The organism is Bradyrhizobium sp. LMTR 3, assembly GCF_001693485.1.
Taxonomy (GTDB): Bacteria; Pseudomonadota; Alphaproteobacteria; order Rhizobiales; family Xanthobacteraceae; genus Bradyrhizobium.
Map to the genome: position 1 here is coordinate 216,200 of NZ_MAXC01000043.1, position 20,748 is coordinate 236,947.

Here is a 20,748-nt window from a genome sequence, read left to right on the forward strand (position 1 = left end):
GCAATGAGCCAGGACGTTTCGAAGGGCCTGAGAAGGGAATCTTGGGATTTCCTGACGTGCAATTACACATCCGGATTTGCATCCTCGAAGCGGACGGCCGCTACAGATCCACCACCACGTAGTCGCTTTCGACCGACACGGCGATAGTCTCGGCGACATACGGGCCCTTCACCACGGCGGCTCCCGGCTCGACGTTGACGGGATAGGCGCGGGCGCGGAAGCGTTTCGGGTCGCAGTAGGATTGGCCGGTGCGGATGTCGAATTCCCAGCCGTGCCAGGGACAGCGGATGATTTCGCCGAGTTTTGTATACTCGATCTCGCCGGGGTTGGAGGATTGCGCGAGGCCAATCAACGGGCCCTCGCACAGGGCCGCGCCCTGATGCGGGCAGCGATTCAGCAGGCCGAAGAACTCGCCCTTGATGTTGAAAATCGCGATCGGCCGGCCGTCGATGTCGAGGAATTTTCGTGTCCCCGGCGGCAATTCGTCCACCGGGGCAATGACGTGCCGAACCATCAAGGAATTCCGTACAGCTTCTTGGCGTTGCCTAGATAGAACGCTTCGCGGTTAGCTTCGCTGACGCCGGCCGGCAACACGCGCGACGGCTCATCGAAGTCCCAATGCGGGTAATCGGTGGCGAATAACAGCTTGTCCCAACCGATCCATTCGATGGTCTGGAACAGGTGATCGCGGCGCTCCGGATCTTCCATCGGCTGCGTCGTCCACCAGATGTGGTCGCGAATATATTCCGACGGTTTTCGCTTGAGATGCGGCACCTCGCTGTGCAGCTTCTCAAAGGTCTTGTCGAGCCGCCACGCCAGCGACGGCGCCCAGCCGAAGCCGGCCTCGATCATCACCATCTTCAGTTTCGGGAAGCGCTCGAACACGCCTTCGAGCACGAGGCTCGCCAGCGCGGTCTGCTGACACTGCGAGTGGCCGACCATTTCCTCGATGTAGAAGCTTGGCCAGCCGGACGGGGTGAGCGGATTGCCGCCGAAGCCGAAGGCATGGACGCCGACCGGCAAGCCGATCTCCTGCGCGGCCTCGTAGACAGGCCAGTAGCGCCGCTGGCCGAGCGGCTCGACATTGCGGCTGAGCAGCAGCACCTGCACGAAATTCCGATCGCCCGCGCGCCTGCGGATCTCAGTAGCGGCGGCGGGACCGTCCTCATTGGCAACGACGATCGAAGCCTTCAGGCGCCTGTCCTTGCTGGTCCATTTCTCGATCTGCCAGTCGTTGATCGCGGCGCAGATCGCGCCCGCCAGATCCTGGTTGCGCAGGCCCTGCCCGGTGGCGAGCGGATTGAGCACGCCCAGCGCGACGTTGTACGGGTCGAGAAGCTGCTTCTGCATGAAGGACAGCGAGGAGCCCTGTGGCCCGCCTTCCGGCGGCCAGGCATCGCGGCGCGAGGCGTTGGGCTGCGCCTTCGGATAGGGCGGGCCCTCCATCATGCCGTGATAGGCCTGGATGCCGTAGGTTTCGAGATGCGAATGCCAGCGTTTTGCCATAAACGGAAAAAGCTCGTCCTTGGTGGCGCGCGCCGGATGGATGTCGCAATCGGCAATCGCTGATTTGACACTGACAGACGCTGACGGCTCCGGACGGTCACGGAACTGAATGTTCACGGCGTCGCCTCCTTCGCAAATTCCAATCGGCCGTAGGTCTTAAGCGGATTATCGATCATAATCTTGCGCACCAGATCGGACGACAATCCCGGCGGCAGCGCCTCGTCGCCGTCGAATTGCCAGTGCGGATAGTCAGTCGAGAATAGGAGCAATTCGTCCGACTGCATATGGTCAAACAGGCGGTTCAGGGTTGCGGGATCCGGCGGCGCATCTACCGGCTGCAGCGAGAAGCGGATGTTGCTGCGCACAATCTCCAGTGGCGCGCGATCGACCCACGGCGTTTCCATGCGGATGCCGCGCCAGAACTTGTGCAGCCGCCAGAGGTAGGCGGGCAGCCAGGTGAAGCCTGATTCGAGCATCACCATTTTCAGGTTCGGATGGCGGGCGAACACGCCCTCCACGATCAGGCTGGTGAGCTGAGTCTGGAACGCGGTCGCTTGGGCTACGTAGTCCTCGATGTGGTAGGAGCCCCAACCGATCGAGGTCGGCGGGTTGTGATAGGCGCTGCCGGCATGAACGCCGATAGTGAGGCCGAGCCGTTCGGCGGCGGCGTAGATCGGCCAGTAAGCGCGTTTTCCGAGCGGCATGTCGCCCATGGCCAGCATCAGCACCTGGACGAAGCGCTGATCCTTGGCGCAGCGTTCGATCTCCGCGACCGACTTCTCGACGCTTTGCGGCGGGATCACGATCGAGCCGCGCAGCCGATCGTCCTTGTCGAGCCATTCTTTGGCCAGCCAGTCGTTCAGCGCGCGGCAGAACGCGTCCTGCATGTCCTCGGAGAATACCATCTGCACGCCATAGAGCGGATTGCAGATGCCGAAACGAACGCCGAACCGGTCGAGCGCCTGCTTCTGCATGTCGGCCAGATCGGCGCCCGGCTTGCCCTGCGCCGGCCGCCAGTCCGGCCGCGACGAGATCGGCGAATGGGTGGGATAGGATTGCGAGACCAAGTCGGTCATGCCGCGCGTGGTCACCTGGTCGCGCCAGTAGTCGTTCATGTAGGGCAACAGGCTGGTCAGATGCGGAACGGCGGGATGCAGGTCGCAGTCCACGCCACCCGCGATCGGCGACGTCATGGTGTTTCCTCGTATGGCCGCGTCGACGCAGTTGTTTGAGGCATTCAATCAGGGCGGCTCGCGTGCCGCAACTCGGCAAGCGTAACCCTCCTGTGTTAGGAAGGCATGACTGGACCAATGGCGTGCGCGCAGGAGTTGAAATGAAAGAACTTGTTACGATCGCCGAAAAGATCGCGACCCAACTGATCGCGCGGAAACAGACGATTTCGGTGGCGGAATCCTCCACCGGCGGGCTGATCTCTGCGGCGCTGTTGTCGGTGCCGGGCGCATCGGCCTATTTTCTCGGCGGCGCCGTGGTCTATACCCGCGAAGCGCGGCGGCTGCTGATGGATATTCCGGACGAGGCGATGACGGGCATTCGCTCGGCATCCGAACCATACGCGAAATTGCTCGCCGCCCAAGTCCGCCAGCGCTTTGCGACCGACTGGGGATTGTCGGAAACCGGCGCGACGGGACCAACCGGCAACCGCTACGGCGATGCCGCGGGCCATAGCTGCGTGGCGGTCGCGGGTCCGCAAAACGAAGCGTTCACGCTGGAGACCGGCAGCGCCGACCGGCAGGCGAACATGCAGCAATTTGCGAGCACGGCGTTGAATTTGCTGCTGGAGAATTTGTCGAAGTAAGACGTCGTCCCTGCGAACGCAGGGACCCATACGCCGCGGCGTTTTTTTGGAGACACGCTGTTCGACGGCTTCGGCTCAACAACCAAATCAGGTGGTTATGGGTCCCTGCGTTCGCAGGGACGACAGAACCTACGCAGCGACAACCCTCACCGCTCCCGGAACGAGCGCATCAGTTGGTCACTGAACGGCTTCATCAGATAGGAGAACATGGTGCGGTCGCCGGTTTGCACGAAGGCTTCCACCGGCATGCCGGGAATGATCTTGACCTCGCCGAGGCGCTTGACCTCGTCGGGCGGCAGCGAGACGCGGATGGTGTAGTAGCTCTGGCCGGTGCGCTGGTCAGTGGTGACGTCGGCGGAGACGCGGGTCACTACGCCGTTGAGTTCCGGCGTGGTGCGCTGGTTGAAGGCAGACAGCCGCAGAAGTGTCTTCTGGCCGATCTGCAGCTTGTCGATGTCCTGCGGATTGACCTTGGCCTCGACCGAGAGATCGTCGGCCTTCGGCACGATCATCATGATGGCGTCGCCCGCGGTGATGACGCCGCCGACGGTGTGCACCGTCGACTGCAGCACGACGCCGTCCTGCGGCGCGCGGATGTCGATCCGGCGCAGTTGATCCTCCGCGGTGACCTTGCGCTCGACGAACTCGCCGATCTTGTCGTTGGTCTCGCGGAGATCCTTGGAGACTTCGCTGACGACGTCCTTGTCGATCTGGATGATCTGCAGTTCGGTTTCGGTGATCTTGCCCCTCGCCTGCGCGCGCGCGGCGATGTATTGCGCACGCTCGCCCGACAGCCGGGCGAGATCGCGCTCCAAAATCGTCAGGCGCGAGATCTGGATCAGGCGCTGCTCGTAGAGCTGGCGGACGCCGACCAGCTCTTTCTCGACCAGCGCGATTTCCTTTTCCTTGGCCTGTTCTTGCGCGGTGAGGCCGGCGATCTCTTCGTTGAGCTGGGCAACACGCTCGCGCAATTGCGATTTCTGCCCGGCGCGCCCGAACACGCGAACCTCGAACAGTTTGGTTTCGCTCGCGATGATGTCGCGGACATCTGGATCGTCGGCACGATCGAAGAGCTGCGGCGGGAACTTGATCTTGTCGAGGCCGCGCTGCTCGGCCTCCAGCCGCGCCGCCCGCGCCCACAAGCCGTTCAGCGTCTTGACCACGATGGCAAGGCTCGCCTTGACCACGGTCTCGTCGAGCCGCACCACGACATCGCCCGCCTTGACCACGTCGCCGTCGCGCACCCTGACCTCGCCGACCACGCCGCCGGTCGGGTGCTGCACCTTCTTGACGTTGGAATCGACCACCACCGAACCCGGCGCGATCAGCGCGCCCGAGATCTGCACCGTCGAGGCCCAGCCGCCGAACCCGCCGGCAATGACCAGCATCAGCGCCAGACCTACGATGAGATGCGAGCGTATCGAGCGGCGCGCGCCTTTCAGGTCCGCGGTCATGATTTTTTCGCAGCTCCCGCTTCGGACACGATCTTGATCGGCGGCGACGGGACGCGCTGCAGCACCTGGCCGAGCACGGCTTCCTTGGGACCGAACGCCTGCACGCGGCCGTCCTTCAAGACCAGCAATTGATCGACGGCCTCGATGCCGATCGGCCGGTGCGCCACCACGACCACGATGGCGCCGCGCTCGCGGGCGGCGCGCACGGCGCGGGTCAGCGCCTCGTCACCCTCGCTGTCGAGGTTGGAGTTCGGCTCGTCGAGCACGATCAGGAACGGATTGCCATAGAGCGCGCGCGCCAGCGCCACACGCTGCGCCTGCCCGGCCGACAGCGCTGTGCCCTGCTCGCCGATCTGGGTATCGTAGCCTTCGCGCATCTTGATGATCATCTCGTGCACGCCGGCGTCCTTGGCGGCGGCAATGATCGCCTCCGATTTCGCCTCGGGGTCGAAGCGGCAGATGTTCTGCGCCACGGTGCCGGCGAACAATTCGACGTCCTGCGGCAGATAGCCGATGTGGCGGCCGAGCACGTCTGACGACCATTGGTCGAGCGCCGCGCCATCGAGCCGCACCTTGCCGCGGGCGGGTGTCCAGACGCCGACCAGCGCGCGCACCAGCGACGACTTGCCGGAACCGCTCGGACCGATGACGCCGACGCCGGACCCGGCCTCGACGGCGAAGCTGACGTCCTGCACGATGACGCGCTGGTCGCCCGGCGGCACGATACTGACCGCCTCGACCGACAGCCGCTTCGTGGGCGCCTGCAACAGCGTCTGTTCATTTGCCGGCGGCATTTGCTGGAGGAGTTTTGAAAGCCGATGCCAGCTCTGGCGCGCGGCGACAAAACCTTTCCAGTGGGCGATGGCGAGATCGACCGGCGCCAGCGCCCGCGCGCTCAAGATCGAACCCGCGATGATGATGCCGGCGGTGGCTTCCTGATGGATCACGAGGTAGGCGCCGACCGCGAGCACCGCCGATTGCAGCATCATGCGCAGGACCTTGGCGACCGCGCCGAGGCCGCCGGCGATGTCGCTGGCGCGCTGATTGCCCGCCAGATAGGTCTCGTTGGCCTCGCTCCAGCGCCTCATCAGCCGTCCGGACATGCCCATCGCCACCAGCACTTCGGCGTTACGCCGGCTGGTGGCGGCGAGATCGCTGCGCCGCGCGGCCAGCGTCATCGCCTCCTTCGCCGGTGTGCGCGACAGGAACTCGGTGATCAGCGTCAGCGCCACCAGAATGACGGCGCCGACCAAAGCGGTGACGCCGAGCAGCCAGTGGAACAGAAAGCAGATCGCCAGATAGAACGGCAGCCACGGCAGATCGAAGAACGCGCCCGGCCCCATGCTGCCGAGGAACGACCTGACATTGTCGAGATCGCGCAAGGGCTGCAGGCCTTCGTTACGGGCGCCGACCATCAGCGGCAGCCGCACCACGGTTTCGAACACGCGCGCATTGATGGCTTCGTCGAGCGCGGTTCCAATACGTCCGAGAATGCGGCCGCGGATCAGGTCGAGACCGCCCTGGGCGATGTAGAGTCCGGCGGCGAGAATCACGAGGCCGACCAGGGTGGGCACGCTGCGGCTCGGCAGCACGCGGTCGTAGACCTCCAGCATGAAAATCGAGCCGGTGAGGTACAGCAGATTGATCATGCAACTCATGACGCCAACGCCGATAAAGGCGTTGCGGCAGGCGCGCAGCGCCTCACCAAGTTCGGAACGCCGGACGCCGGGAGCGGCTGCCATAAATGCGTGTCTCTCCAAAAGGATCAGGTGACGTGCAGCTTTTACCGATGTTTTCGGACACCGTCTATTTAAGTCACGTTAACCCCGATCCAGTTCACCCCCATGACGCTGGAGGCGGCATGCGCGTGATTGGGCCGCTAATTTGACGGGTTCCGCCTTCGCCTGGCGCGGAAACGGCACCAGAATCACCGAATCGAGACCCGGCCGGTCTCGCCCTTGGCATCGAGAAGGACACCGCTTCCGGCGCCTACCACGCCCGCCGGCAGGCCGGCGGAACGGGCGATGCCGTGGGTGCAGTCCGCCGGGCCTGGCGATGCTTGAGGTTGCCGAACAGAGCTTGGCGTGATGCTCGGCATGTCGCCGCTGATCAAGACACGGCCCTCCTGCAGTGGATCGCAGATGCGGTGGCCCGCGCGAAATAGCGCCGCGCTAGAACCGCCCGCCAGTCCGCAACAGCCGGACGATGAAGAGCAATATGACGGCGCCGATGGTGGAGTAGACGATCTCCGACACCAGTCCGGTGCCGAGACGGATGCCGAGCTTGGGAAACAGCAGGCTCGCAAGCAGCGCGCCGGCGATGCCCACGAGAATGTCGCCGATGATGCCAAAGCCGGTGCCGCGCACGATCTTGCCGGCGAGCCAGCCGGCCACCAGGCCGACAAACAGAATGACGAGAATGCCTTCGTTGGAAATCTGCATGGGAAGCCCCCGGGTTTTGCGGCGCAAGCCGTACGACAGCCTATCCACGATTGTCCGATGTGACGAGCCGCAATCCGCGCGCCGGTCAACTGCACCTGCGAAGTGAACTTTTGTGTGTCACCCGCGTTATGTCGGCATGAAACAGAGCGATATTTGGTATGTGACTTTTGGTCCGGACAAGACGGACAATACTGCGGAGAGCATGGCTCGCTCGACCCGCACCTTCAAATCTGAAATCGACGCCAAGCTGTTTGCAATGCAAATTTTGGCCAAGGGCTGGTCCGCCAGCGCCGGCACGCTCAATCCGCATCAGCCGAAGCAGGTCGTGGGACCAGCGCAGATCGAGCAATGGGCCGATCCCGGGTTGGGTGGCTGAATTATTCTCGTGTCCCGGACGCGGCGCGGCACGCGTGACGCGACGCTGAGCCGGGACCTGGCGCCGCGAGATTGGATGATACGCAGGTGGGGATGTTCTCCACACGAACGGCGTGACTCGCGGCGAGACCCCCACCCATAGCCGATGCTACGCATCGGCGTTCTTAAACCAAGGACGGCGGCCGTAGGCCGCCTACACCTCCCCCCGCAAGCGGGAGAGGGAGTCTCCACCCTCTCAGGTCGCAGCAGAAACTTCCGGCTCTGCCAGCACACAACGCGCCATTCGATCCGGCGATACCTGCACATTCGGCGGCAGACGCTCGCTGCAGCGCGGCTGCGCAACCGTGCAGCGTGGCGCGAACGAACAACTGACGGGCGCCTTGTCGAGCGAGGGCGGCGTGCCCGGGATGGTCTCCAGCCGCTGGCCGCGTTTTGCGCCGTGGACGGTCGCGGCCAATAGCCCCTTGGCATAGGGATGCACCGGGGTGCGGACGATGTCGCGCAAGCGGCCCTGCTCCACGATCTGGCCGGCATACATGACCGCGACGCGGTCGCAGATTTCGATGGCGACGCCGATATCGTGGGTCACGAAAATCACGGACATGCCGAACTCGCGCTGCAATTCGCGGAGCAGCAGCAGGATCTGAATCTGCACCGTGGCGTCCAGCGCCGTGGTCGGCTCGTCCGCCAGCAGTATTTTCGGCTTGCAGGCCAGTGCAAGCGCAATCATGGCGCGCTGCCGCATGCCACCGCTCATTTCGTGCGGATAGGCCGCTAAGCGTCGCTTGGCGGAGGGAATTCGCACCACCTCCAGCATTTCCAGCGCGCGCGCGAGTCCCTCCTTTTCGCTCTTGCCTTCGTGGCGGATCACGGTTTCCGCAATCTGGCGGCCGATCGTGTAGACGGGGTCGAGCGCCAGCGCGGGCTCCTGAAAGATCATCGAGACGGTCTGGCCGCGAAATGCCGACAGCTCCTCGTCGTTCATTGCGAGCACGTCGCGTCCCAACACCTTCACAGTGCCCGAAATCTGCGTCCGCTTCTTCGGCAACAGCCGCATCAGCGCGCGCAGCGTCACGCTTTTTCCCGAACCGGATTCGCCGAGCAGGCCGAGCACCTCGCCCTCGCCAAGCGAGAGCGAGATGTCGTTGACGGCATGAACCGTACGTTCGCCGGTGAAGCGGATGTTGAGGTCGCGGATATCGACGAGGTTGCTCATGCCAATTTTGGTACCTGCTGGTGATAGTCGGTAGCGCGCTGGAACGCCGCGCCGATCCGCACCAGCCCGGCCTCATCGAAGGGGCGACCGATCAGTTGCGTGCCGACCGGCAGCCCCTTCTTGGTGAAGCCCGCGGGAATCGAAAGCGACGGCAGGCCGAGATAATTGATTGGGCGGGTGAAGCGCGTGATGCGCTGGATGACGGCTTCCGCTTCCAGGCTGTTGCCGACATCGCTCTCGGCAATGGTCGCCGCCGGCATCGGCGCGACCGGCGCGATCACGGCGTCGGCTCCTTCCACCGCCGCGAGGTAGGCGGCCAGCGCCGGACCGCGCCAGCGCATCGCTTCGAGATAGGTCACGGCCGGAATGGCGAGCCCGTTCTGCAGCCGCATCAGCACCTGGCCGCCGTAATCCTGGGGACGCTCGATCATCCAGCGCTTGTGGAAGGCCGCGGCTTCCGTGGCGAGCACGATCTGGCAGGCGGCCGTGAGCTGGCGCTGGTCCGGCAGTTCGACCTTGACGATTTCGGCGCCCTCGCGCTTGAGGGTGGCAATGGTCTCGTCGAGCACGCGCGCCACTTCGGAATCGAGATCGTCGACATAGAAAGCAGTCGGTACGCCGATCCTCAATCCCTTGAGCGACCCTGTGGTTGCGGCCATGTAGTTCGGCACCGGCCGATTGGACGTGGTCGGATCCTCGGGATCGGTGCCCGCCATCAATCCCACCAGCAGCGCGCAGTCCTCGACCGTTTGCGCCAGCGGCCCGACGGTGTCGAGCGATTGCGACAGCGGCATCGCGCCGGCGCGGCTGATCAGGCCGACCGTGGTCTTGAACCCGGTGACGCCGCAGAAATGCGCGGGCATCCGGATCGAGCCACCGGTATCGGAGCCGAGCGCGGCAAAGGTCAGCCGCGCCGCGACTGCGGAGCCCGAGCCGGATGACGAGCCGCCGGTGATGTGATCGACATTCCAGGGGTTACGCACCGCGCCGTAATGCACGTTGTGGCCGGTCGGCCCGTAGGCGAACTCGACCATCTGCAGCGAGCCGAGCCTGACGGAGCCGGCGTCCTTCAGGCGCTGCAGCGCGGTCGAGGTCGTCGTCGCGACGAAATCGCGCCGGATTTTGGAGCCGCAGGTGACGACCTTGCCGGCCTCGTAATACATGTCCTTGTGCGCCATCGGGACGCCGTGCAGCGGACCGAGATTTTGACCCTTGGCGAGCGCGGCGTCAGCGGCATCAGCCGCGGCGAGTGCCTCCTCCGCCTCGATCATCATGAAGGCGTTGACGCGCGGCTGCCATTGCGCGATGCGGTCGAGACAGGATTGCGTCACTTCGCGCGAGGACACTTTCTTGCCGGCGATCGCCTTGGCGACCGCGACCGCTGACATCAAGGCCGGTTCGCCGCTCATTTCGACACCTTCGCGTTCTGCACCAGCAGGAAGCTCGCCGGCTCAAGATCCATCGGCAGCGTGCCGGCAATGGGCGCAAACCCGTCAAAGGCTGGGCCGATGGAATTGGCGATGCGGGCGGAAACTTCCGCATCTTGCGGCACGCCCGCGACGTCGGTCATTACCTTGACCTGCTTGGGATCGGGTCTTGTCATGCAGCGGTTACTCCCATGTCATTTTTCTTGGCATTTTCTTTGGCCGGTGCGCGGCTGTGCCCGGAGCCGGATATGGCCATGTAGCACGCCGCCTGATGGCCCATTGTATCGACATCGCTGAGCTTTGGCGTCGCATTTGCGCAGAGCGGCTCCGCAAACGGGCAACGGGTATGAAACCTGCACCCCGACGGCGGGTCGATCGGATTGGGCGGATCGCCTGAGATCGGCGGCGTCTCGGTGCGGTTATCAGGGTCGGACGACGGCATGGCCGCCAAGAGCGCCCGCGTGTAGGGATGTGCCGGCGCATCCCAGACCTTGTCGACCGGGCCGAGCTCGACCACCTCACCGAGATACATCACCAGCACGCGGTCCGAGATGTAGCGCACCACGTTGAGATCGTGGCTGATGAAGAGATAGGTCAGGCCGAATTCGCGCTTCAGATCGGCCAGCAGATTGAGCACCTGGGCTTCGACCGATTTGTCGAGCGCCGAGACCGCTTCATCGAGGATCACCAGCCGCGGCGACAATGCCAGCGCACGCGCGATATTGACGCGCTGGCGCTGGCCGCCGGAAATTTCGTGCGGGTAGCGGTTGGCGAAAGTTTCGGGACGCAAGCCAACTTTGCCGAGGAGCTCGCGCGCCAGCGTGCGCGCGGCTGCGTCGGCCATGCCGTGCACCTTGGGGCCGAAGGCGATCGATTCCTCGATGGTCAGGCGCGGATTGAGCGAGGCGTAGCTGTCCTGAAAAACCATCTGCATGCCGCGACGCAATTCACGCAGGGACAGCGCGCGGCCGACCTGCATGCCGTCATAGACGATGTCGCCGGCATCGCGCTTCATCAGGTGCATCAGAAGCCGCGCCGTGGTCGACTTGCCGCAGCCGGATTCGCCGACGATGCCGACCGTTTCGCCCTTGGCGATCGAGAACGACACATCATCGACCGCGCGCACCGTTTTGCGAGGGCTGAACAGGTCGCCGCGCACCGGGAAATGTTTGGTCAGGCCAGTGACCTGCAGCAGCGGTTGCGCCGCCCCGCCGATGTCTTCGACCTGCTCCAGATGTCCAACTGACGAGCTCGTCTCACTCATTGCGTCAGTTCCTGATGTCCATGGCGCTGCGCATGCCGTCGCTCAAAAGATTGAAGCAGATCGACACCGCAAAGATCATCACGCCCGGCAGCGCCGCCACCCAGGGATTGATGTAGATCGCGGTGCGCAGCGTGTTCAGCATCAAGCCCCATTCCGGCTCCGGCGGTTTTGTGCCGAGGCCAAGGAATGACAGGCCGGCGGCGAGGATCATCGACACCGAGATCAAGCCGGTGGCGTAGACGAAGATCGGGCCGAGAACGTTGCCCAGCATATGCACGCGCATGATGGTAAAAGGTCCGGCGCCGGAGGCACGCGCGGCTTCCACAAAATCCATGTTACGCACGCCGGTGGTAACGCTTTCGGCGACGCGGGTGATCTGCGGCACGAACACGATGGTCAGCGAGACGATGGAATTGACGATACCCGCGCCCAGCGCGCCGGAAATCGCGATTGCCAGCAGCACCGACGGGAAAGCGTAGAAGACGTCCACCGTACGCATGATGGCGGTGTTGAGCCGGCCGCCGACATAGCCGGCGACGAGGCCGAGCGAGGTGCCGATCACGAAGGCGAAAATCACCGGCAGAATGCCGATGATCAGCGACAGCCGGCCACCATAGATCAGCCGCGCCAGCATGTCGCGGCCGAGCTCGTCGGTGCCGAGCGGATAGTTCGGCGTACCGATATGGCGAAGCCGGCGGATCATCGAGCCCTGATAGGGATCGGCAAGGCCGAGCCACGGCGCCAGCAGCGCGGAGGCGAAGATCAGCACCAGCACGAAAGCGCAGACCATGCTGACCTTGTCGCGCGCGATGCGGCGGCCGACGGTGGCCCAATAGCCACGCGCCTTGGTCGCGGGCGCGGCTTGCAGGGCGGTATCCGACATCACGGTCATGGTCAGCCCCGCTTGATGCGCGGGTCGATCGCGGCCTGCGCGATGTCGACCAGCAGATTGAGCGTGACGAAGAACAGCGCCAGCACCAAAATCGTGCCCTGCAGCAGCGGCAGGTCGCGCTGGAAGATCGCCGAATTAAGCAGCAAGCCCGAGCCGGGCCACGAGAACACGGTCTCGATCAGGATCGAGCCGCCGAGCATGTAACCGAGCTGCAGGCCCATCACCGCAAGCGCGGTGGGTGCGGCGTTCTTGATGACGTGGCGGAACACGTCCAATTCGCGCATCCCTTTGGCGCGCAACGCTTCGACAAAATCCTGGCTCAGGATGTCGCCGGTCAGCGCGCGGACGGTGCGGGTGATGATGCCCATCGGGATCACCGCGGTCGTGATCGCCGGCAGGATAAGGTATTTCATGTGCTCCCAGTCCCAGCCCCACGAACCGGAGCCGCCGGGACCGGCACCGACCGCGGGCAGCCAGTTGAGCTGCACCGAGAAGATGATGACCATCACCATGCCGAGCCAGTAATGCGGCACCGAGACGCCGGCGATCGCGATGGAGGTCGCGACCTTGTCGATCCAGGTGTCGCGGAAATAGCCGGCGATCAGGCCGAACATCAGCCCGAGCGTGAAGCCGATCAGCGCGGCGGCAACCGCAAGCGTGACGGTGTTGCCGACGGCGCGCAGGACTTCCGACAGCACCGGGCGGCCGGTCGCGATCGAGCTGCCGAGATCGCCATGGAGCGCGCGCCATAGCCAAAGGCCGAATTGCACCGGCAGCGGCCGGTCGAAGCCGTAAGCGGTGCGCAGTTGCGCCGCGAGTTCCTGCGACGCATCCGCCGGCAGCACCGCGACCAGGGGATCGCCAGGCGTGATGTGCACCAGCAGGAAGCACACCAGCGCGACGCTGATCACGATCGGAATGACGTAGACGATACGCCGGGCAATGTAAGCGAACACGGGTTACTCTCTTCTTCCCTTCTCCCCTTGTGGGAGAAGGTGGCGCGGACTTTGGTCCGCGCCGGATGAGGGGTTCCATCCGCGGATGCTGGTCTTTCAAATGAGGGAGGCGTGTCCGCGGAGAGAACCCCTCACCCGGCTTCGATGCTTCGCATCGAAGCCACCCTCTCCCACAAGGGGAGAGGGTGCAAGCGTCATGTGCTCACCTCACGGCGCCATCGACACCGGCGAGAAGTCGACGAACCAACTCTTCGGCTGCACGAAGCCCTTGACCTTCGGGCTCATGGCCCGCGGAGAGACGTCGTGGGCGACGTAGAGGAACGCCGCATCGTCCACCGAGGCCGCATGCAGTTCGGCCAGCGCCGCATCACGCGCGGCGGGGTCGAAGGTCTGGCGCGCCTTGGTCACCAGCTCGTCGAACTTGGGATTGTTGATGTAGCCCCAATTGTTCGAGACCGGCGGCGCCATCGACGATTGCAGGAAGCGCACCAGCGCGAAGAACGGATCCATCGCCGCGTAGGTGACGTTGGTGGCGTTGGCGCCGTTGGCGGTCGGATCCTTGGCGCCGCGGCGCCAGTTGGTGAACAGCGTGTTCCACTCGATGACGTCGAGCTGAACGTCGAAGTAGCATTCAGCCAGTGCCTGCTGCAGATATTCGTTCATCGGCAAGGGCTGCATCTGGCCCGATCCCGACGCCGAGGTCTGTGTCTTCACCGTCAGCTTCTTGTTCGGGCCGTAGCCCGCCTCTTGCATCAGCTTCTGGGCGGCCTTCAGGTCATACTTGATCTCGAAGGTCGGCTTTCCGCGCCAGGGATGGCCGGGCTCGAACGTGCCGGTCGCCGGCACCATCAGGCCGGCAAGCAGGCCCTCCTTGAGCCCTTCGCGGTCGACGCAGAGATTGGCGGCCTTGCGGACGCGGATGTCGTTCCAGGGCGAGCCCTCGATGCGCGAAAACTGCCATGGCCAGACGTGCGGCGATTCGTTGGCCTGGAGCTGGAAGCCCCGCTGCTTGATCTCCTTGACCGCGTCGGGCGCGGGCGCCTCGACCCAGTCGACCTGGCCGGACAGCAAGGCCGCGGTGCGGGCATTGGCCTCCGGCATCGGCAGCAGCACCATCCGGTCGACCTTGGGCACGCGGCCCTTGTCCCAATAGCCTTCGTTCTTGACGAGTTCGAGCCGTTCGCGCGGCGTGAATTTCGACATCTTCCAGGGGCCGGTGCCCGAGGCGTCCCTGGCGAACGCCGCCCAGGCGGCCTGCGACTTCGCCTTGGCGTCGGCGCCTTCAGCCTTGTCATAGAAGGCCTGCCACTTGGCAGGGCTCGCCATGAACAGGTTGGTCAGGTTGATCGGCAGAAAGCTGTCCGGCTCCTTGGTGGTCAATTCCACCGTCATGTCGTCGATCTTGCGCGCGGAGGCCAGCGTCGGCATGCGCGAGGCGGTGACGCCGACCTGGCTGGCGTCAAAATGCGGCGCATCCTGCTTCAGCACCTTCTCGACGTTCCAGACCACGGCGTCCGCATTGAAGTTGCTGCCGTCATGGAATTTGACGCCGGGGCGCAGCTTGAAGGTCCACTTCTTCTTGTCGGCCTCGTCCACCTTCCATTCGGTCGCGAGGCCCGGAATCATGACGCTTGCCTTGTCGCGGGACGAGAGGTCCCACATCGTCAGGCCGTCATACATCGTCAGCCCGGTGAAGCGGTTGCCCTCAAAACCCTGATCGGGCTGGCCGAGCGTGCGCGGAATATCGGCAGCCGTCATGCCGATCCGCAGCACCGTCTCGGCGCTTGCGAATTGCGGCAACCCGACCACCAGCGCCGTTGCCAGCAGCCACGCGGTGGCCGTCTTCTTCGATTTGTCGTTACGCATTTGCAGCAATCCCCTTCTCAACGCTTCGGTGACTAATTCTTATGCAGCCGTATGCAACGCCTGTGCCAAACGGCATGCTTCCCTCCGGGCTATGCGTTTGACCGCACAACTCCTTGTGAAGCGCGCATGCAAGGCACGTTGGATGCCTAAGCTGGCACCAAGCTTGCATTTTTAGCTCCAGACCCTGCCCGATGGAGCCTAATTCATGCGCACCCGAAATTCGATGCTTCTTCCTGCCGCAACTCTGGCCGTGGGTTTGGCTCTTGGCATCTCCACGATTTCGGCGCAGGCCGAGACCGTTGTGCGCTACGGCATTTCCATGGCGGATATCCCGCTGACCACTGGCCAGCCCGACCGCGGCGCCGGCGCCTATCAGTTTTCGGCCTATACGATCTACGACCCGCTGGTGGCCTGGGAAATGGACGTGGCCCACCGGCCCGGCAAGCTGGTGCCCGGGCTCGCGACCGAATGGAAGGTGGACGAGCAGGACAAGAAGAAGTGGCGCTTTTCGCTTCGCAAGGGCGTCAAGTTTCACGACGGCAGCGAATTCAATGCCGACGCGGTGATCTGGAATCTGGACAAGGTGCTCAACGACAAGGCACCGCAGTTCGACAAGCGGCAGAGCGCGCAGGTGAAGACCCGCCTGCCCTCGGTCGCGAGCTACGCCAAGATCGACGGCGCCACCGTCGAGATCACGACCAAGGCGGTCGATTCTTTCTTTCCGTACCAGATGCTGTGGTTTCTGGTTTCCAGCCCGGCGCAATATGAAAAGCTTGGCAAGGATTGGGACAAGTTCGCAAGCCAGCCCTCCGGCACCGGGCCGTTCAAACTGACAAAACTGGTGCCGCGCGAACTCGCCGAGCTCACAAAGAACGTCGATTACTGGGACAAGAAGCGGGTTCCGAAGGCCGACAAGATCGTGCTGATCCCGATGCCGGAAGCGCTGACGCGCACCAACGCGCTATTGGCCGGCCAGGTCGACCTGATCGAAACGCCGGCGCCGGACGCGGTGCCGCAGCTCAAATCCGCCGGCATGAAGATCGTCGACAACGTCACGCCGCATGTCTGGAATTATCACTTGAGCGTGTTGCCCGGCTCGCCTTGGACCGACATCCGCCTGCGCAAGGCGCTCAACCTCGCGATCGACCGCGAGGCAGTGGTCGGGCTGATGAACGGTCTGGCGAAACCCGCCAAGGGCCAGGTCGACCCGTCGAGCCCGTGGTTCGGCAAGCCGTCCTTCGAGCTCAAATATGATGTCGCGGCGGCGAAGAAGCTGTTGCAGGAGGCCGGCTATTCGAAGGAGAAGCCGCTGAAGACCACCTTCGTCATCGCGCAAGGCGGCACCGGACAGATGCTGTCGCTGCCGATGAACGAATTCCTGCAGCAGAGTTTCAAGGAGATTGGCATCGAGATCGACTTCAAGGTGGTCGAGCTCGAGACGCTATACACGGCCTGGCGCAAGGGCGCGGCCGACGAGATGAACGCCGGCATCACCTCCAACAACATCGCCTATGTCACGTCAGACCCGCTCTATGCCATCGTCCGCTTCTTCCACTCCGGCCAGATTGCGCCCGTCGGCGTCAACTGGGGCGGCTACAGAAGTGCGAAGGTCGATGCGCTGATCGACGAGGCCAAGCAGACTTTTGATGTCGCCAAGCAGGACGAGCTATTGGCGCAGGCGCATGCAGCGATCGTCGACGACGCCACGCTGGTATGGGTCGTGCACGACACCAACCCGCATGCGCTGTCGCCGAAGGTGAAGAAGTTCGTGCAGGCGCAACACTGGTTCCAGGATTTGACGCAAATCGGGCTGGAGTGAGAAATTGTAGAATTGTAGGGTGGGCAAAGGCGCGCAGCGCCGTGCCCACCATTTTGCTCCGCGCTCGTGATGGTGGGCACGCTTCGCTTTGCCCACCCTACGAAAGCTACTTCGTCAGCAGTGCGAAGGCGCCGTTCCAGTCTTCCGGCGGCGGGTCTTCGAGATAGCCGCGGATGCGCGCTTCGTAGAGGTTGTAGAGCAGCTCCAGCGAATTTGCCTCGTCGGTCTTGCGGCCGCGCGCGATGGCCGCGAGCGCGCCGTGCCAGTCGCGGTTGCGGTAGCAGGCGAGCATCTCGATCGTCAGGTTGCGCAGGCGCTGGAAGCGGCCGGACTGCGCGGTGTCCTCGCGGCCGGCGATGGCGTAGATCACCTCCGGCTCCTTCTTGCCCTTCACCATGATGAAGTCGAGCTCGAGAATGGCGAACCTGTCCTTGACCGCGAGCGCGGTCCTGGAGCCGACAATGATCGGAAAACCATATTCTTTCGACTGCCCTTCGAGGCGCGAGGCGAGATTGACGCTGTCGCCGAACACCGAATAGTCGAAGCGCTGGTCGGAACCCATGTTGCCGACCACGCAGACGCCGGTATTGAGCCCGATGCCGGCATTGAGCGGAATGAACGGACGCCCCTCCTGCTTGGCCTCCTGCTCGCGCGCCTGGTTGAGCTCGTCGACGCGCTCCAGCATGTCGAGCGCTGCTTCGCAGGCATTGAGCTCGTGGTCCTTGTCGTCCAGCGGCGCATTCCAGAACGCCATGATGGCGTCGCCCATGTATTTGTCGATGGTGCCCTTGCGGTCGAGGATGGCGTTGGTCAGCGGCGTCAGGAAGCGGTTCATCAGCGCCGTGAGGCCCTGCGGGTCGTTCTTGTAGGTCTCCGAGATCGAGGTGAAGCCGCGCATGTCGGAGAACATGATGGTCATCTCGCGCTCCTCGCCGCCGAGCACCAGCTTTTCCGGCGACTGCGCAAGCTGTTCGACCAAGGCCGGCGACAAATACTGGCCGAAGGCGGAGCGGATTTGGCGGCGCTGCGCCTGCTCGCGCACGAAGGCGGAAAAGATCAGCGTGAGGTAGATCGACGTGGTCGACATCAACGGATAGGTGAAGTCGATCAGCAGGCGATGCTGGGCGTAAAAATATGCCGACGTTCCGACCAGCACGGATGCAAACGCGCCCCCGACGATGACCAGCGAGACCGGACCGAACAGGGGTGCAAACGCAATCACGAGGAGCCCGAGCAACATCGCCGCTGCGAATTCAACGCCGATGCCATAGTTCGGCTGCGAGATCACCGCGCCGGTCAGCGCGCTTTCGAGCACCTGGGCGTGGATTTCGACCCCGGGCATGGCGCGGGACACCGGCGTGGTCTTGATGTCATTGAGGCCGACCGCGGAGGTGCCGATCAGCACCAGCTTGCCCGCGATCATGTCGGGGGCGACGTTCTTCTCCAGCACGTTGATCGCGGGGACGTAGATTGAGGCATCGTTGCGGGCATAATGGACCCAGAGCTGGCCGTTATGGTCGGTCGGGATCTGGACGCCCTTGATGCCGAGGCTCTTGATGCCGGCCTTCTCCGCCTTGATCAGGATGGTGCCGGATCCGGTGGCCACCCGAAGCATCTCGAAGGTCAGCGACGGCATGGTCTGGCCCTGCGCGAGCATGATCATCGGCACCCGCCGCACAATGCCGTCGCGTTCGGGCCTGACGGTGAACAGGCCGCGCCCGGCGGCGGCATGTTCCAGCACCGGAACGTTGCGAAGAAGGCCGGGAAATTCGAACATGAAGCGCTGCGGCTCCTCTCCCAGCATCGCGAGCCCGGTGACCGGCAGCGTCTTGTCGAGGGCCGCGATTTCCTCCGGCAGGCCGGATTCGCCGAGCACCACGCGCGACTTCCGGATGGCGTCGGCGAAGATCTGGTCGTTGCTCGGCAGCGCGCGCAGCCTGGCGCGGGTTTCCTCGTCGAGATTGCGGAAGGTGTCCGCCGCCAAGGCGGGGTTGAGACGGTCGGGCTCCGGGAACACCGCGTCGAACGCGATCACGACCGCGCCGAGCTGGGTCAGTTCGGTGATGAGGTCAGCAAGCCGGGTGCGCGGCCACGGCCATTGCCCGAGTTTTTCTTGGCTCTTTTCGTCGATATCGACGATGGTAACCGGCCTTGCCGTTTTCTTGCGCGGGTCGATGCGCTGGAAAGCGTCAAAAGTCCTGATACGAATTTCCTCGATCGGCGCCGGGTCGGCAATGCGCAGCCAGGCAAACCCGATCAGCAGCACAAGGCACAGCAGTCGAGCGTAGCCGATGCGCCGCTTGAACCACCTGGGCAAGGTCCGTAGTCGCTTCATGGTACCTGGGTATCACGCCCGGCCGGACTGCGGCACCGAATTCCTACGAGGCACATTGTTAATTATCCGGACTAAGAATCGAGGCCGCGGGGGCGGTCAGTGTCGTCCAATCCACACTGACTATTCAACACCGATGCCGGTTCGTCTATTAAATGACGCCGTATCATTTGAAAAATTGCGTCACCCCTGACCCGAGCTACCGATGTCCGACCTCCTGAGCGGGACGCTTCCGCAGCCTGCGGAACGTTACAACGCCATTCGCTCACTGCTGCGGGCCGGCAAGAACGACGAAGCGATCGTCCAATTGTGCGCCATCACCGTCAGCTATCCGCAGAATCTCGTCGCCAAGGAATTGCTGTTCGATGCGTTCTTCCAGAAACGCGATTGGGAGCCGGCGCTGGCACTCGCCGAAGAGTTGAACCGGCACCAGCCGGACAATGCCCGGCTGGAGAAGGCACGGATCGCGACACTGACCAATCTGAAACGCTACGACGAGACGATCGTGCAGGCGTCGCGCTACATCGAGCGTCACGGCGACGATCTCACGATCCTTGACACGCTCAAGGTCGCGACCTTTTACACCGGCAAAGCCAATGAGGCGATCCGTTACGGGCAACGCGCGCTCGAGCTGCGGGATGCCGAGGCCTGCAACAATCCCCCGCCTTTCTCCCTGAAGGAGCCCGATGGCCCGCCATCAGGCGCGAACGTCATTTCATTTTCACTGTGGGGGACCGCGCCTTTCTATAGTTACGGAGCCATGATCAACCTCGTGCTCAGCCGCACGATATATCCCGGCTGGACCTGCCGGTTCTATGTCGACGCCGCCGTCCCACCGGCCTGCGTGGCCTTCCTGCGCGAAAACGGCGGCGACGTCCGCAACATCGAGGACGAATATCCGAGCGTCGGCCTGTTTCAACGTTTCCTGGTCATGAACGATCGCACGGTCGGGCGTTTCCTCGTGCGCGATTGCGACGCACGGCTTTCCGCTGGCGAGGCCGATCTGGTCCGGCAATGGATCGAGAGCGGCTACCCCTTTCACGCCGTGCGCGATCACGTCATGCACAACGAACTGATGATCGGCTGCACCTGGGCCGGCCGCACCGATTGCGGAATCGACATCGTCGAGTTGATGCGACGCTATTTCAAGTTTGGGCCGACCGCGAAATATGGCCACGACCAGCGCATGCTCGGTCTGATGCTGTGGCCACTTATCCGCAACCGATGCCTCGTCCACGACCGGCACTACCGGCTACCCGGCGTTCACACGGTCCCACTCAGCGAACACAAGGGCCATTTCGGCGCCGGCCACCAGAATCTTGCCGCGGTGCTGACTGAGGTCGACCGGTTGGGTATTCCGCGCCTGCCGCCTGCATAATATTGC

The 20,748-nt window shown here is 63.8% G+C and carries 18 protein-coding genes; 4 read left to right on the forward strand and 14 right to left on the reverse strand.

Features of this window, described 5'->3' with window-relative positions; genetic code table 11:
• Positions 1-100 precede the first annotated feature (100 nt).
• Genes LMTR3_RS24575 through LMTR3_RS24585 form a run of 3 tightly spaced genes read right to left on the reverse strand, consistent with a single transcriptional unit; the run spans position 101 to position 2,699 of the window.
• Entirely contained in the window at positions 101-514 is a 414-nt protein-coding gene (locus LMTR3_RS24575; protein ID WP_065747572.1) for a Rieske (2Fe-2S) protein, read from the reverse strand.
• Positions 514-1,623 carry an amidohydrolase family protein gene (locus tag LMTR3_RS24580; RefSeq protein ID WP_065747573.1) on the reverse strand — a complete coding sequence of 370 codons (1,110 nt, stop codon included), beginning with the start codon at positions 1,621-1,623 and terminating at the stop codon, positions 514-516. The genes LMTR3_RS24575 and LMTR3_RS24580 overlap by 1 nt, the downstream gene beginning before the upstream one ends.
• On the reverse strand, positions 1,620-2,699 hold the full coding sequence (locus tag LMTR3_RS24585) for an amidohydrolase family protein (protein WP_065747574.1): 1,080 nt from the start codon (positions 2,697-2,699) through the stop codon (positions 1,620-1,622). The genes LMTR3_RS24580 and LMTR3_RS24585 overlap by 4 nt, the downstream gene beginning before the upstream one ends.
• Before the next feature lie 140 nt (positions 2,700-2,839).
• On the opposite strand from LMTR3_RS24585, the gene LMTR3_RS24590 reads away from it, so the two are divergent.
• Positions 2,840-3,322: a CinA family protein gene (locus LMTR3_RS24590; RefSeq protein ID WP_065747575.1), complete on the forward strand. Its 483-nt coding sequence runs from the start codon at positions 2,840-2,842 to the stop codon at positions 3,320-3,322.
• Positions 3,323-3,468: 146 nt separating this feature from the next.
• On the opposite strand, the gene LMTR3_RS24595 is transcribed toward LMTR3_RS24590, so the two are convergent.
• The 3 genes from LMTR3_RS24595 to LMTR3_RS24610 all read right to left on the reverse strand — a co-directional run bounded on the left by LMTR3_RS24595 (position 3,469) and on the right by LMTR3_RS24610 (position 7,217).
• Positions 3,469-4,776: an HlyD family type I secretion periplasmic adaptor subunit gene (locus LMTR3_RS24595; protein ID WP_065747576.1), complete on the reverse strand. Its 1,308-nt coding sequence runs from the start codon at positions 4,774-4,776 to the stop codon at positions 3,469-3,471.
• A complete protein-coding gene (locus LMTR3_RS24600; RefSeq protein WP_065747577.1) occupies positions 4,773-6,518 on the reverse strand; it encodes a type I secretion system permease/ATPase in 1,746 nt (581 codons plus the stop codon). Before LMTR3_RS24600 ends, LMTR3_RS24595 begins: the two co-directional genes overlap by 4 nt.
• Before the next feature lie 429 nt (positions 6,519-6,947).
• Positions 6,948-7,217, reverse strand: a complete 270-nt coding sequence (locus LMTR3_RS24610; protein WP_065747579.1) for a GlsB/YeaQ/YmgE family stress response membrane protein — start codon at positions 7,215-7,217, stop codon at positions 6,948-6,950.
• Positions 7,218-7,353: 136 nt separating this feature from the next.
• Between LMTR3_RS24610 and LMTR3_RS24615 the strand changes: the two genes are divergently transcribed.
• Positions 7,354-7,593 (forward strand): Sec-independent protein translocase family protein, encoded by a 240-nt coding sequence (locus LMTR3_RS24615; protein ID WP_065747580.1) that lies wholly within the window; start codon positions 7,354-7,356, stop codon positions 7,591-7,593.
• Between the two features lie 234 nt (positions 7,594-7,827).
• On the opposite strand, the gene LMTR3_RS24620 is transcribed toward LMTR3_RS24615, so the two are convergent.
• The 7 genes from LMTR3_RS24620 to LMTR3_RS24650 all read right to left on the reverse strand — a co-directional run bounded on the left by LMTR3_RS24620 (position 7,828) and on the right by LMTR3_RS24650 (position 15,213).
• Positions 7,828-8,808 (reverse strand): ABC transporter ATP-binding protein, encoded by a 981-nt coding sequence (locus LMTR3_RS24620; protein ID WP_065747581.1) that lies wholly within the window; start codon positions 8,806-8,808, stop codon positions 7,828-7,830.
• The gene (locus LMTR3_RS24625) at positions 8,805-10,217 is read right to left on the reverse strand and encodes an Asp-tRNA(Asn)/Glu-tRNA(Gln) amidotransferase GatCAB subunit A (RefSeq protein ID WP_065747582.1); all 1,413 of its coding nucleotides are present in this window, start codon (positions 10,215-10,217) and stop codon (positions 8,805-8,807) included. The genes LMTR3_RS24620 and LMTR3_RS24625 overlap by 4 nt, the downstream gene beginning before the upstream one ends.
• Positions 10,214-10,411 (reverse strand): hypothetical protein, encoded by a 198-nt coding sequence (locus LMTR3_RS24630; protein ID WP_065747583.1) that lies wholly within the window; start codon positions 10,409-10,411, stop codon positions 10,214-10,216. Before LMTR3_RS24630 ends, LMTR3_RS24625 begins: the two co-directional genes overlap by 4 nt.
• A complete protein-coding gene (locus LMTR3_RS24635) occupies positions 10,408-11,499 on the reverse strand; it encodes an ABC transporter ATP-binding protein (protein ID WP_065747584.1) in 1,092 nt (363 codons plus the stop codon). Before LMTR3_RS24635 ends, LMTR3_RS24630 begins: the two co-directional genes overlap by 4 nt.
• Before the next feature lie 4 nt (positions 11,500-11,503).
• Positions 11,504-12,382, reverse strand: coding sequence for an ABC transporter permease (locus tag LMTR3_RS24640; protein ID WP_035728661.1), 879 nt, complete (start codon positions 12,380-12,382; stop codon positions 11,504-11,506).
• A gap of 11 nt (positions 12,383-12,393) precedes the next feature.
• Complete coding sequence (locus LMTR3_RS24645) at positions 12,394-13,347, reverse strand: ABC transporter permease (protein WP_065747585.1); 954 nt, start codon at positions 13,345-13,347, stop codon at positions 12,394-12,396.
• 207 nt (positions 13,348-13,554) lie between these two features.
• Complete coding sequence (locus tag LMTR3_RS24650) at positions 13,555-15,213, reverse strand: ABC transporter substrate-binding protein (RefSeq protein ID WP_084029790.1); 1,659 nt, start codon at positions 15,211-15,213, stop codon at positions 13,555-13,557.
• A gap of 205 nt (positions 15,214-15,418) precedes the next feature.
• Between LMTR3_RS24650 and LMTR3_RS24655 the strand changes: the two genes are divergently transcribed.
• Positions 15,419-17,032, forward strand: coding sequence for an ABC transporter substrate-binding protein (locus LMTR3_RS24655; RefSeq protein ID WP_245319986.1), 1,614 nt, complete (start codon positions 15,419-15,421; stop codon positions 17,030-17,032).
• 106 nt (positions 17,033-17,138) lie between these two features.
• On the opposite strand, the gene LMTR3_RS24660 is transcribed toward LMTR3_RS24655, so the two are convergent.
• Positions 17,139-19,367: a CHASE2 domain-containing protein gene (locus LMTR3_RS24660; RefSeq protein WP_065747587.1), complete on the reverse strand. Its 2,229-nt coding sequence runs from the start codon at positions 19,365-19,367 to the stop codon at positions 17,139-17,141.
• 202 nt (positions 19,368-19,569) lie between these two features.
• Between LMTR3_RS24660 and LMTR3_RS24665 the strand changes: the two genes are divergently transcribed.
• The gene (locus tag LMTR3_RS24665) at positions 19,570-20,742 is read left to right on the forward strand and encodes a tetratricopeptide repeat protein (protein WP_065747588.1); all 1,173 of its coding nucleotides are present in this window, start codon (positions 19,570-19,572) and stop codon (positions 20,740-20,742) included.
• Positions 20,743-20,748: the final 6 nt, after the last annotated feature.